Source organism: Rhodoferax sp. GW822-FHT02D07, assembly GCF_058802405.1.
In genome coordinates, this window is sequence record NZ_JBXAOD010000005.1 from 162,182 (window position 1) to 175,417 (window position 13,236).

The following is a 13,236-nucleotide window of genomic DNA, read 5'->3' on the forward strand; positions in this document are numbered from 1 at the left end:
GCAACCTCCCGCCGACCAAGGCGAGGGTGGGTATGCGCTGCGGGCTGATGTGGCAAAGGGCAGCGCCTCTGAAGCCCGCAGCGCATACCCGCCCTCGCCACAAGCCCAGCCAAGCGATGGCAAAAACTACAACTGGGATAATCGGGGGTCACACCGGATCCCTATGGCACTCATTACCCTTCTCGACGCCCAGCTGGCATTTGGGCATGTCCCCCTGCTCGACCACGCTGATTTCTCCCTCGAAGCGCAGGAGCGTGTTGGCCTGATTGGCCGCAACGGCGCAGGCAAATCGTCCATGCTCAAAATCGTGGGCGGCATGGAAAAGCCTGACGACGGTACCCTGCAGGTGCAAGGCGGCGTGCGCATCGCCTATGTGGCGCAGGAGCCGCAGCTCGATGCAGACGCTACGATTTTCGTAGCTGTTCGCGCAGGTTTGGAGCGGGTTATCGGCCTGATTGAGCAGTATTGCGCAGGCGAGGGTGACCTGGACGCCATGCAGAGCGAGATCGAGACCCTGGACGGCTGGAACTGGGAGCAGCGCGTGTCCGAGACCCTGCAGCGCTTGCACCTGGACCCAGATGCCGTGGTGGGTACGCTCTCGGGCGGCAACAAGAAGCGCGTGGCCCTGGCCCAGGCGCTGGTGGCACAGCCCGATGTGCTGTTGCTGGACGAACCGACCAACCACCTGGACCTGGACTCCATCGAATGGCTCGAAGGCCTGCTCAAGGAATTCAAGGGCGCCATCGTCACCATCACCCACGACCGCTCCTTCCTCGACAACGTGGCCACCCGCATCGTGGAGCTGGACCGCGGCAAGCTCACCAGCTACCCTGGCAACTTCGCCGCCTATGTGACCAACAAGGCCGAGCAGCTGGCGCAAGAAGCCGTCATCAACGCCAAGGCCGACAAGCTGCTGGCGCAGGAGGAAGTCTGGATTCGCAAGGGCGTGGAAGCCCGCCGCACCCGCGCCACCGCGCGCATCGTGCGCCTGCAGGAACTGCGCGCCGAGCACGCAGCCCGCCGCAACGCCCAGGGCAGCGTGAAGATGGATGTGAGCAGTGGCGACAAGAGCGGCAAGCTGGTCGCCGAACTCACGCATGTAAGCAAGACCTTTGGGGACCGCAAGATCGTCGATGACTTCAGCGCCACCATCCTGCGCGGCGACAAGATCGGCCTGCTGGGCCCCAACGGCGCGGGTAAGACCACGCTACTCAAACTTATCCTCAGCGAGATCAAGGCCGACCCGGCGCCCGCCTACGCACCAGCACCCGAACCGGGCAACAGCCCCTGGGGCACGGTGCGCCAGGGTGCGAACGTGACCGTGGCCTACTTTGACCAGATGCGCAATGCGCTCAACCTGGACGCCACGCTGGAAGACTTCATCAGCCCCGGCTCCGAGTGGATCGAGATCGGCAACCAGCGCAAACACGTCAAGAGCTACCTGGGCGACTTTTTGTTCTCGCCCGCGCGCGCCAACTCGCCCGTGCGCAGCCTCTCCGGTGGCGAGCGCAACCGCCTGCTGCTGGCGCGCCTGTTCGCCCGCCCGGCCAACGTGCTGGTGCTGGACGAACCCACCAACGACCTGGACATCGACACGCTGGAACTGCTTGAAGACCTGCTGCAAAACTACGACGGCACCGTCTTCCTCGTCAGCCACGACCGCACCTTCCTCGACAACGTGGTCACCAGCACCATTGCCTATGAAGGCGATGCCAAGTGGCGCGAGTACGAAGGCGGCGTGAGCGACTGGCTGATCCAGACCCAGCGCGCCAACGCCATCAACGCGGCCCAGGGCAAAAACACGGCCAAGCCCTTCAATTACGAGCGCGAACAGCTACAAAAACAGGAGCAAGCTGTCGCCCAGGTCAGCGCCAAGGCACCTGCTGCGCCAGCGCCTGCCAAGGCCAAGAAGCTCAGCTTCAAGGACCAGCGCGAACTCGACGCCCTGCCCGGGACGATTGCCGCCCTGGAAGCCGAGCAGAAGGAGATCACCGCGGCGCTTGCCGACGGCAGCCTCTATGCCAGCGACAACGCACGTGCGCTGCAACTCGCGCAGCGCAACGCGCAGATCGACGACGAACTGATGGCCGCGCTGGAGCGCTGGGAGCAGCTGGGCGGCAGCTAAGCCGCCGCCCATCGCCGGGTTCAGGCCGGCTTGCGGCCCAGCAGGCTGAAGCCGTGCGTCCAGTGGTTGTTGCGCACGCCATAGTGGATCCACAGCATGGCCAGCGCCTCCAGCAGGCGGCTGGCCTCGATGCCGCCCATGTCGACCGGCGCACGCCAGCCCCAAGCGTCCAGCCATGCGCTCACACGGGCCTTGGCGTCTGCGTCGTTACCCGCGATGAACATGTCGGGCTGCCCATCGGGCAGCTGGGGATGGACCATGTGGCTGGCGGTGATGATGTTGAAAGCCTTGACCACCCGGGACTCGGGCAGCCAGCGCTGCACGCGCTCACCGGCTGAGTCGCTATGGCCCAGGGCCCAGACCGGCGCGCCGGTGGAAAAATCCAGCGGGTTGGTGGTCTCAATCACCAGCTTGCCAGCCAGGTTCTGCACGCCGGCGCCGCGGATGCCGGCCTCCAGCGCGTCAAACGGCAGGGCCAGCACGGCAAAGTCGCCGGCCTGGGCCGCATCAGCGGGGCTGGCCGCACGGGCGCCGGGCACGGCCTGCAGGGCGGCACGGGTCTTGTCGCTGGTGACGTCGCGGGTGCCGAAGACGACCTGGTAGCCCAGGCTGGCAAAGCCCTTGCCCAGGGCGACGCCGACGACGCCATTGCCCAGGATGGCGACGGTGTTGGAAGAAGTGGTGCTCATTGTGTTTCCTTTCTGAAGTTCGCAAAAGTGCGGGAGGCAGGCGAATTCTGGAGAGCCACGGCCCCATCGTGAATGGCAGGAAAGGTAGGTTCATTCACAACCTGATGTTTAGAATCAGTCCATGGATGCAACCCAGCGTGTCAGAGCGATGCTCTCCTTTGTGCAGGCGGCCGACCGCGGCAGCTTTGCCGCGGCAGCGCGGGTGCTGGGCATTTCAGCCGCCGCCGTGGGCAAGAACGTGGCCGGGCTGGAGGCGGCGCTGGGCCTGCGCCTGATGAATCGCACCACGCGCAGCCTGCAGCTCACGCACGAGGGCGAGCTGTTCCTGGACGGCGCGCGCGATGCCATCGACGCGCTGGACCTGGCGATCGACGGCATTGCCGCGCAGCGCGCGCAGGCCAGCGGGCGCGTGCGCATTGCCTGCAGCCACGGCCTGGGCCACCGCTACCTGCTGCCTCTGCTCTCGGGCCTGCTGCGCACCCACCCCGGGCTACGGCCCGAAATCGAGTTTGAAGACCGGCGCGTGGACCTGGTGCGCGACGGCTTTGACATGGGCCTGCGCGGCGGCGAACCGCGTGACTCCAGCCTGGTGGCGCGCCCGGTCTGCAAGCTGCACATGCTCCTGGTGGCCTCCCCGGCCTACCTGGCCGAACATGGCGAGCCGCGCAGCGTGGCCGACCTGGCGGAGCACCGGCTGATTGCGGTGCGCTTTCTCAACGGCAATACCTCGCCCTGGCGCTTCCGGCACGCCGATGGCACCATGCAGGAACGCCTGCCCACGCCTGCGGTGGTCGTGCTCTCCGACCCCGAGGCCACGGTGGACGTGGCCCTGCAGGGGCTGGGCATTGCCCAGTGCGGCGTGCACCACGCCTGGGACCAGCTGCGCTCCGGCGCACTCCGGGTCGTGCTGCCCCATCTGCACGACCCCGGCAGCCGCGTCGTCAGCCTGCAGTACCCGCACCGCGCCCTGCTGGCGCCACGCGTGCGCGTGACGGTGGACTACCTGCTGGCGGAACTGGCCAAGGCCGAGGCCCTGAACCTGCCGCCCGAGACACTGCGCACCCTGGGCATCTAGGCGCTGGCTTGGTAACCCGGCGGAAACTGGCGGGGGGCGCTGGAGCCTTGGCCCATGCTATGGTTTCCCCATGCACCTCCAACAGCTCCACGACCGCATCGCGCAGGCCGCACGCCGCCTGCCCGCCGACCCCGCGCTGCAGGCGCAGTTCATCACCTGTGCGCTCAACACCATTGAGACCACGACCGAGCGCCTGGACGACGGCAGCACCTTTGTGTTCACCGGCGACATCCCCGCCCTGTGGTTGCGCGACTCGTCCGCCCAGGTGCGGCACTACCTGCTGCTGGCGGCCGATGTGCCCGAGGTGCAAGACCTCGTCGCCGGCCTGATTCGCCGGCAGATGGAGTGCATCCTGCTTGACCCCTATGCCAATGCCTTCAACAAAGGCCCCACGGGTGGCGGCCATCCCGGTGACCTGACCGAGAGCCATCCCATGGTCTGGGAACGCAAGTACGAGGTCGATTCGCTGTGCTACCCGCTGGAGCTGGCGTGGCAGTTCTGGAAGCGCAGTGGCGTGAGCACCGTGTTTGACGCGCGCTGGCTCCAGGCGGTACGCACGGTAGCCGCCCTGTTCCGTACGGAACAGCGGCATTTTGAAGATTCACCCTACCGATTCGAGCGCCCCCACGCGGTTCAAAGCGACACCTTGCGCAACCGCGGCCTGGGCATGCCGGTGAACTACACGGGCATGACCTGGTCAGGCTTCCGGCCCAGCGATGACGCGTGTGAATTCGGCTACCTGATCCCGGCCAACATGTTTGCGGTGGTGGCGCTGCGGCACACCGCAGAGATCCTGCGCACCGTGACGCAGGACCCGGCACTGGCGGCGGAGCTGGAAACCCTGGCCGAAGAGATTGACCACGGCATCCAGGCCTATGGCACGGTGCTGCATCCGGTCTACGGCAAGATCTACGCATACGAAACGGATGGCTTTGGCAACCACCATCTCATGGACGACGCCAATGTGCCCAGCCTCTTGTCCATGTCTTACCTGGGCTACGCGCCGGCCGACGACCCGGTGGTGCAAAACACCCGCCGCTTTGTGCTCAGCCGCGACAACCCCTACTTCCAGCAAGGCAGCCGTGCCCAGGGCATTGGTAGCCCGCACACACCGCCGGGCTATGTCTGGCCCATAGGCCTGGCCATGCAGGGGCTGACCTCGTCCGACCACCAGGAGCGCCTGGCGCTGATTGCCATGCTGCGCGATTGCGACGCCGGCACGGGGCTGATGCACGAGAGCTTCCACCCCGACCGGCCGGAGGAATTCACCCGCCCCTGGTTTGCCTGGGCGAACACCCTGTTTGCGGAGCTGCTGATCGAGACCTATGGCTTGAACAAGGCCTAGACCACGTTGGCCGCGCGCAAGGCGGCAATCGCCGCAGCGTCCAGCCCCAGTTCCGCCAGTACCTGCTCCGTGTGTTCGCCCAGCGCGGGCGGCGCGTAGCGCAGCTGCACGGGCGCGTCACCCAGACGCAAGGGGCTGGCCACGGTTGCTATGCTTTCAATAGCTGTTTGCGCAGTAATGGCGGGGGCCAGATGCTGTTTTTGCACCAAACCCCGGGCCTGGACCTGCGGGTCGGCAAAGGCTTCATCCAGCGTGTTGATGGGGCCGCAGGGCACGGCGCGGTGCTCCAGCAGGGCAATCCATTCGGCGGTGGTGCGGGTGCGGGTGACCTCGCTGATCATGGGGATCAGCGTGGAGCGGTGGGCCACGCGTTCGGTGTTGGTGCCAAAGCGCGGGTCCTGCGCCCACTGGGGATGGCCTGCGGCCTCGCTGAAGCGGGCGAACTGCCCGTCATTGCCCACCGCCAGCAGCATGGCGCCGTCGGCAGTCGGCAGGTCCTGGTAGGGCACCAGGCTGGGGTGGGCGTTGCCCATGCGCTGCGGCACTTTGCCGGTGTTGAGAAAACCCGCGGCCTGGTTGGCCAGGATGGCCATGCCTACATCCAAAAGGGCCATATCGATGTGCTGACCCTGGCCGGTGCGGTGTCGCATTTCCAGTGCGGCGAGGATGGCGCTGGTGGCGTAGATGCCGGTGAACACGTCGGTGATGGCCACACCCGCACGCTGCGGGCCGGCACCGGGTGCGCCGTCGGGCTGGCCGGTGATGCTCATCATGCCGCTCATGGCCTGCACCATCAGGTCGTAACCCGCGCGCTCGGCGTAGGGCCCGTCCTGGCCGAAGCCGGTGATGGAGCAGTAAATGAGCTTGGGGTTCACCTCTTTCAGGCTGGCGTAGTCCAACCCGTAGTGCGCCAGGCCACCCACCTTGAAGTTCTCCACCAGGATGTCGCTCTGCGCCGCCATCTGGCGGATCAGGGCCTGGCCTTCGGCCTGGGCGATGTCGATGGTGATGGAGCGCTTGTTGCGGTTGCAGGCGGTGAAGTAACTGGCGTGCGCCGTGTCGTGGCCGCGCGCGTCCTGCAGAAAGGGCGGGCCCCAGTGGCGCGTGTCGTCACCGGCCCCTGGGCGCTCCACCTTGACCACATCGGCGCCCAGGTCGGCCAGCATCTGCGTGCACCAGGGACCGGCGAGCACGCGGGAGAGGTCCAGCACCTTGAGGTGACTCAGGGCGCCGGCCTTGGCGCCGGGGGAGGAAGGGGAAGCAGCGGTCATAGAGCGGATTCCGGAATCGGTGATGCACAAGCATAGCTGCACAGCGCGGGTTGGCCCGCATGTCCAAGGCCAAGCGGGCTTCCTATACTGGGTTCCAAAAAGACCTCACCCAGAATCCCGTTCTGCACCGCAGGAGACACCCACCATGCAGGCATGGATGCACAACGTTCCCCAAGCCATCATCGACGCCAAGGCTGACTTGCGCGCCCGGATTCCCGATCTGCACGCGCGCTTTGCACGCATCGACCAGTATGTGCGCGACGAAGTGGCCGCCATCCGCGCCGAGCAGGCGGAAGGCGGCGCCGTACCCACGCTGCAGTTTGCCGATGTACAGGCAGGCAAGGTGAGCGAAGCGCAGCGCCAGCAGATCCGGCGGCGCGGCTGCGTGGTGCTGCGCGGGGTGTTCGATCCGCAGCAGATCACGCAGTGGAACGAGGACATAGGCCGCTACATCGAGGCCGTGGACTACCTGGGCCAGGCGCAAAGCAAGGCCGGGCTGGACAAGTACTTCAGCGCCCTGCAGTCCGGCGCGCCGCAGATCTTCAGCCTCTACTGGTCCAAGCCGCAGATGCAGGCGCGCCAACATCCGCACTTGGCACAGGCCCGCGCTTTCCTCAACCGGCTGTGGCAGTACCGCGGCCCGGCCGGCCCGGTGTTCGACCCCGACCGCGAATGCACCTACGCCGACCGCCTGCGCCGCCGTGCGCCCGGTGCCACCAGCCTGGGCCTGTCGCCGCATGCGGACGCGGGCTCGGTGGAACGCTGGTGCGAGCCCAGCTTTCATCGGGTCTACCACGAGGTGTTTTTTGGCGACGTGATGGCCTACGACCCCTTCCGTGCGCAAGGGCGCGACCAGACGCACGAGATCCCCTCGCCCGCCGTGGCCAGTGTGTTCCGCACCTTCCAGGGCTGGACAGCACTGAGCCGCCAGGGTCCGGGTGACGGCACGCTCAAGCTGGTGCCCATTGCCAAGGGGATGGCCTGGATGCTGTTGCGCGCGCTCTTGGACGATGTGCCGCCGGACGACCTGTGCGGCGCCCAACCCGGCCGGGCCCTAAGCGCCAGCCCGCAGTGGCATGCCACGCTGCTGGAAGGCGAGGTGTCCATCCCGGTGGTGGAGCCGGGCGATACCGTCTGGTGGCACTCGGACACCATCCACTCGGTGGAAGACCAGCACCGGGGCAGCGGCTACAGCAATGTGATCTACATCGGCGCAGCACCTTACTGCGCCAAGAACGCGGCCTTCCTGCCCAAGCAGGCGGAGGCCTTCCTGAGCGGTCACAGCAGCCCGGACTTTGCACCCGAGAACTACGAGCTGGACTTTGCCGGCCGCGCCACCGCCGCCGACCTCAGCGAGCTGGGCCTGCGGCAGATGGGGCTCAAGCCCTGGTGAAGCGCGGCAATTTGCTATTGATTCAGTAGCTGCTCGCGCACATTCCAAGCGGGCTGGAGGCCTTAAACATCAATAGGACTGGGCCAGATGGCGCACGCGCAGCGCCCCCCCATCCAGCGGCTGCGCACCCAGCCAGCGCAGCTCGCACACCTGCCCGGGCAGCAGGGTGAAGGCGTTGTCCTCAAAGCGCCCTGCCAGCGGCGTCTCCAGCCAGACAAAGAAACTGGTCTGCGGGCTTTGCACCCTGACCGTGTGACCGTCAACCAGAGTAAGTTGTACGGGTGCTGCGTCCAAGGGCGTGTCCTTGTAGGGGCGCACAAGGTGATCGCGGTAGCCCCTGTGCGCACCGCCCTCGGTCGTCCAGCGGATCTGCACAAACTCGTGCTCGGCCACCTGCGCGTCGTCCAGCACGGTCAGCGTTTGCGCCGCCTCATGGGTCAGCGCCACGGCACCGCTCCACAGCGTGCGCTCGGCGCCGCTGCCCACCTGCACGGCCACCACCTGCACCTGCAGGGCCTGGCTCACGGGCTCATCGCTCACCGCTACCACGGCAAATTTGCCCTCGCCGTCCTGCGGCGCGGCCACCACGCTGATGGGCGCGTAGAAGTTGCGGGCCAAGTACTGCAACACCTTCCAGCGACCACCGTACTCGATGCTGGACCACGAGGCCACGGGCCAGGTGTCGTTGAGCTGCCAGTACAGCGTGCCCATGCAACGTGGTTTCAGTGAACGCCAGGAGTCGATGGCGGTCTGCATGGCTAGGGCCTGCTGGATTTGCGAGACGTAGATGAGCTGGTCAAAGTCGCTCGGAAAGAGGAAGTAGCGCGTCATGGTCTCCACGATGCGCGCGTTGCCGCCCTTGTTGCGCTGGTGCACCTCCATCACGCGGGAGGAGACATTGCGGTCCGCCGGCTCGGTGAAGCTCTCCACCGTGTACGACGACGGGAAGGACTGGAAGCCGAATTCGCTGGCAAAGCGGGGCTTCACCGTGCGGTAGTGCTCGAAGGGCTTGGCCGAGTGCCAGACGTCCCAGAAGTGCAGGTCGCCGCGCGTGTCGCAGTGCCAGCCGTCGGCAAAATCCAGCTCGCCCAGCGAGGGAGACGACGGCCAGAAGCGGCGTGCCGGGTCGTGGTCTTCCACGGCTTCGGCCAGCAGGCGGTTCAGGCGGTCGTAGTTGACCAGATAGCGGTCCCGGTTGGCCTTGGCGTCGTCGTACCAGCCCAGGGCGCCGATGATTTCGTTGTCGCCGCACCAGAGCGCCACGCTGGCGCGGTGTTGCAGGCGGCGCACCTGGTATTCGGCCTCCTGCTTCACCTCGGCCAGAAAGTCGCGCGTGGACGGGTAGTGCATACAGGAGAACATGAAATCCTGCCAAACCAACAGGCCCAGCTCGTCGCAGAGGTCGTAGAAAAACTCGGTCTCGTAGTTGCCACCGCCCCAGACGCGGACCATATTCATGTGCGCATCGCGTGCCGACTGCAGCAGCGGGCGCACCGCGGCTTCGGTGATGCGGCCCGGCAGTGCGTCAGCCGGAATCCAGTTGGCGCCTTTGGCGAAGATGTCGCGGCCGTTGACGCGCAGTTTCATGGTGGTGCCCACGGCGTCGGGCTCGGTCACTAGCGCGATGGTGCGCAGGCCGATGCGGCGCGTGTGCACCACGCCGTCCAGCACCACCTCCAGCGGGTACAGCGGCTGCGCCCCCTGACCGGCGGGCCACCAGAGGCGCGGGGCCTCCACCACGAAGGTTTCGCGGTGCTGCGTCTGGCCGGGGGCCAGGTGGACCTGGAGCACGCGTTCTTCGCCGTTGAAGCGAACCACCAGTTGCGCCACGCCGGCCTGGGCCACGCGGGTGTCCACCGCCACCACAACCTCGACGCCCTGGTCACCGTGCGTCTGGTGTACGGCGATGTGCTCCACCTGCGCCACAGGCACGCACTGCAGCTGCACCTCGCCATAGAGGCCCAAGGGCATGAGGCTGAGGTTCCAGTCCCAGCCGGCGGCGCACTGGGTTTTGCGCAGCAGGTTCACCGGGGCCTTGCGGTCACCGTTGAAATCCCAGGGCAGAGGGAAACGGTGTTCGTCGTGGCGCTTGTGGGCCTCGGCAAAGGCGTCGTGCAACACGATCTTCAGTTCGTTGCTGCCGCTGCGCAGCTGGGCCGTCACGTCCAACCGGTGGCGGCGGAACTGGTTTTCAAGCGCGGCCACTTTCTCGCCGTTGAGCCAGACGCTGGCCAGGCAGTCCACCTGGTCCAGCGTCAGCACCCAGCGGCCCTGCAGATCGGCGGGTATGTCAAAGCTGCGGCGCAACACCCAGTCGCGGTGCGCCACCCACTGAACCACATGTTCGTTGGCCCCGAAGTAGGGATCAGGGATGGCACCGTGTGCGAGCAACGCCGAGTGGACATCGCCTGGAACCGCTATCGCGCATTCGTGCTGACCCTCCGCATCCGCGAGCTGCCAGAGGCTCGCTAGGTCCACGGTGTGCACGCGGGGGAGGTCGGCGGGAATGGAAGCAATGCGGTTCATGGCGTGCTTTGCGCAAAAGTGAATGAAGCGCCGGAGTTTAAAAATAAAAAACGTTTTCGAAAACCGAAACAAGGTGGTTACGAGGGTAATCCAGCATTGGCACAGTGCTAATTCTCTTCAATTATTGGCTTAATACTTCGTTAATGTTTCGCCTTTCAGACCCAGTCATTCATTCAGTACGATAACGTTTTCGAAACTCTATCCGCTGCAACTGCATGGCCTTGCCCAAGAACCGCCCCACCCTCAAGAGCCTGTCCCAAGGCTTGGGACTCTCCGTTTCCACCGTTTCCAAAGCACTCAAGGGCGCGCCCGATGTCAGCGCAGACACGGTCAAGGCCGTGCGCCAGGCTGCCCAGGCCGCGGGTTACGAACCCGATCTGCGGGGTGTGAAGCTGCGCACGGGCCGCACCTTCCAGCTCTATTACCAAAAGGCCGTGGCGCCCATGCAGGACGTGCCCGATGGCATCGTCGCCGCGCAGATCGAGACCATTGCCAGCAGCCTGGCGGGCACGCCCTACCAGTTGCAAATCGTTCCCTGGAACACCGCCACCGAGGACCCGCTGCCAGCCATACGCCGCATCGTGAAAGGCCGCCTGGCCGACGGCATCGTGCTCGACACCACCCAGCCGCAGGACCCGCGCGTGCGCTACCTGCTGGAGCACAACTTTCCCTTCGTCACCTTCGGTCGCACGGAGCTGGTGTCCGAGCACCCCTATGTGGATGCCGACAACGAGCACGCCGCCTTTCTGGCCACGCAGCACCTGATCCAGCGCGGCCACCGCCGCATCGCACTGATCAGCCCGCCGCTGGCCTACACCTACGCGCTGCAGCGCAGGCGTGGTTACTGGGCGGCGCTCAGGCAGGCCGGGTTACCTGTGGACCCGGCGCTGCTGTGCGAGGGCGTGCAAGACGCGCGCGTGGCGCGCGCCATCGCCTACGGACTGGCCGGCATGGCCAATGCGCCCACCGGCTTCGTCTGCGCCAACGAGATTTCCACCCTGGGCGTCATGGCCGGCCTGCGGGACGCTGGCCGCACGCCTGGAACAGACGTGGAACTGGTTTCACGCGATGGCGCCTCCATCAGCAGCTATATGTTCCCGCCGCCGCCCACGCTGTTCCTGGACATCCGCACGGTGGCCAGCACGCTGTGCGACTTCCTGCTGCGCCGCATCCAGGGCGAGCCGGTGGAGGCACTGCAGCGCGTCCTGCCGTGCGAATTGCGTTACGGCGGGTTACTAAGGGAAAGTGCTGATAAGCAAAGAGATTTAGCAGTGTTTCAATTCGGCTCTAACGCGGAACCGGTTCCAAATTCTGCCCGACGGGGGATTCCCTTCGCCCAGGGCGACGGTGTCGCGCCATCCACGGAGCCTTTTTCATGACCAGCCAAACGACCCGCACCGCCGCCGACACCCAAGCACTGGCGGCGCTTGTTGCGCCCCCTGCCGCTTCCCTGATGTCCCGACCCGAGTTTGTCTGGGGCGTGGCCACCGCCTCTTACCAGATCGAGGGCGCGATTGCCGAAGACGACCGCCTGCCCAGCATCTGGGACACGTTTTCCGCCACCCCCGGCAAAGTGCTTAACGGTGATACGGGTGACGGTGCTTGCGATCACTACCACCGCTGGAGCGAGGACGTGGACCTGATCGAGTCCATCGGTGTCGACGCCTACCGCCTCTCCATCGCCTGGCCCCGCGTCATGCACGCCGATGGCACGCCCAACCGCAAGGGCCTGGATTTCTACAAAAAGCTGCTGACGCGCCTTGCCGACAAAGGCATCCAGCGCTTTGTGACGCTCTACCACTGGGACCTGCCCCAGCACCTGGAAGACCGCGGCGGCTGGCTCAACCGCGACACCGCCTACCGCTTTGCCGAGTACGCCGACCTGGTAAGCAGCGAGTTCAAGGACCTGGTCACCGGCTGGGCCACGCTCAACGAACCCTGGTGCTCCGCTTTCCTGGGCTACGGCAACGGCCACCACGCCCCCGGCCTGAGCAACACCCGCTGGGCGACCCAGGCCCTGCACCACCTGCTGCTGGGCCATGGTCTGGCGCTGCCCATCCTCAAAGCCAACGACCCCGGCGCGCTGCGCGGCATCGTCGCCAACGTGGGCCGTGGCACCACCGATGGCAACACCGAGGCTGACCGCGTGGCCGCACGCCGCTACGAAGTGCAGCACAACGACTGGATCCTGCAGCCCCTGCTCAAGGGCAGCTACCCCGAGGAACTGTTCCAGCTGTGGCCCGGCACGGAGCCCCTGGTGCTGGACGGCGACATGGACATCATCAGCCGCCCCATGGAATTCCTGGGCATCAACTACTACTTCCGCTCCAACCTGCGCAGCGATGGTGGAACCGGCTTTGTCGATACGCCACTGTCCGGCGTGGAGCGCACCCAGATGGGCTGGGAGGTCTACCCCCAGGGGCTGGAAGACCTGCTGCGCCGTTTCAAGTCGCAGTACGACCGGCTGCCGCCCATCTACATCACCGAAAACGGCATGGCCTCGGACGACGCCGTGGTCAACGGCGAGGTGGTGGACGAGCAGCGCATGCGCTTCATGAAGTCGCACTTTGCTGCGGTGGCACGTGCCATCGATGCGGGTGTGGATGTGCGGGGTTACTTTGCGTGGTCCTTGATGGACAACTTCGAGTGGGCATTCGGCTATGAGCGCCGATTTGGCATCACGCACGTGGATTACGAAACACAGGTCCGGACGCTGAAACGCAGCGGCCAGGCCTTGCAGGCGTTCCTGGCCCTCCGGCGGGGGTCTTGATCCGGAACCGGTGGGTAATCACGCCCGCCGGACCGTTTGTAA

Annotated in this window: 9 protein-coding genes; 6 read left to right on the forward strand and 3 right to left on the reverse strand. The window is 66.0% G+C overall.

Going from position 1 to position 13,236, the window contains the following annotated elements; all coding sequences use genetic code 11:
* Window positions 1–163 precede the first annotated feature (163 nt).
* On the forward strand, window positions 164–2,125 hold the full coding sequence (locus AC1RNN_RS13350; RefSeq protein WP_493089632.1) for an ATP-binding cassette domain-containing protein: 1,962 nt from the start codon (window positions 164–166) through the stop codon (window positions 2,123–2,125).
* Window positions 2,126–2,145: 20 nt separating this feature from the next.
* Here AC1RNN_RS13350 and AC1RNN_RS13355 read toward each other — a convergent pair whose 3' ends face one another.
* A complete protein-coding gene (locus tag AC1RNN_RS13355; RefSeq protein ID WP_493089631.1) occupies window positions 2,146–2,814 on the reverse strand; it encodes an NADPH-dependent F420 reductase in 669 nt (222 codons plus the stop codon).
* Between the two features lie 121 nt (window positions 2,815–2,935).
* Between AC1RNN_RS13355 and AC1RNN_RS13360 the strand changes: the two genes are divergently transcribed.
* Both AC1RNN_RS13360 and AC1RNN_RS13365 read left to right on the forward strand, forming a co-directional pair.
* Window positions 2,936–3,889: a LysR family transcriptional regulator gene (locus AC1RNN_RS13360; protein ID WP_493089630.1), complete on the forward strand. Its 954-nt coding sequence runs from the start codon at window positions 2,936–2,938 to the stop codon at window positions 3,887–3,889.
* A gap of 70 nt (window positions 3,890–3,959) precedes the next feature.
* On the forward strand, window positions 3,960–5,234 hold the full coding sequence (locus AC1RNN_RS13365) for a glycoside hydrolase family 125 protein (RefSeq protein WP_493089629.1): 1,275 nt from the start codon (window positions 3,960–3,962) through the stop codon (window positions 5,232–5,234).
* On the opposite strand, the gene AC1RNN_RS13370 is transcribed toward AC1RNN_RS13365, so the two are convergent.
* Window positions 5,231–6,505, reverse strand: coding sequence for a CaiB/BaiF CoA transferase family protein (locus AC1RNN_RS13370; RefSeq protein ID WP_493089628.1), 1,275 nt, complete (start codon window positions 6,503–6,505; stop codon window positions 5,231–5,233). The genes AC1RNN_RS13365 and AC1RNN_RS13370 overlap by 4 nt on opposite strands.
* Before the next feature lie 145 nt (window positions 6,506–6,650).
* On the opposite strand from AC1RNN_RS13370, the gene AC1RNN_RS13375 reads away from it, so the two are divergent.
* The gene (locus AC1RNN_RS13375; protein WP_493089627.1) at window positions 6,651–7,898 is read left to right on the forward strand and encodes a YbiU family protein; all 1,248 of its coding nucleotides are present in this window, start codon (window positions 6,651–6,653) and stop codon (window positions 7,896–7,898) included.
* A gap of 69 nt (window positions 7,899–7,967) precedes the next feature.
* On the opposite strand, the gene AC1RNN_RS13380 is transcribed toward AC1RNN_RS13375, so the two are convergent.
* Window positions 7,968–10,424, reverse strand: a complete 2,457-nt coding sequence (locus AC1RNN_RS13380; protein ID WP_493089626.1) for a beta-mannosidase — start codon at window positions 10,422–10,424, stop codon at window positions 7,968–7,970.
* A 215-nt stretch (window positions 10,425–10,639) separates the two neighbouring features.
* On the opposite strand from AC1RNN_RS13380, the gene AC1RNN_RS13385 reads away from it, so the two are divergent.
* Both AC1RNN_RS13385 and AC1RNN_RS13390 read left to right on the forward strand, forming a co-directional pair.
* Complete coding sequence (locus tag AC1RNN_RS13385) at window positions 10,640–11,803, forward strand: LacI family DNA-binding transcriptional regulator (protein WP_493089625.1); 1,164 nt, start codon at window positions 10,640–10,642, stop codon at window positions 11,801–11,803.
* Window positions 11,800–13,194 (forward strand): GH1 family beta-glucosidase, encoded by a 1,395-nt coding sequence (locus AC1RNN_RS13390; protein ID WP_493089624.1) that lies wholly within the window; start codon window positions 11,800–11,802, stop codon window positions 13,192–13,194. Before AC1RNN_RS13385 ends, AC1RNN_RS13390 begins: the two co-directional genes overlap by 4 nt.
* The last annotated feature ends 42 nt before the right edge of the window (window positions 13,195–13,236 follow it).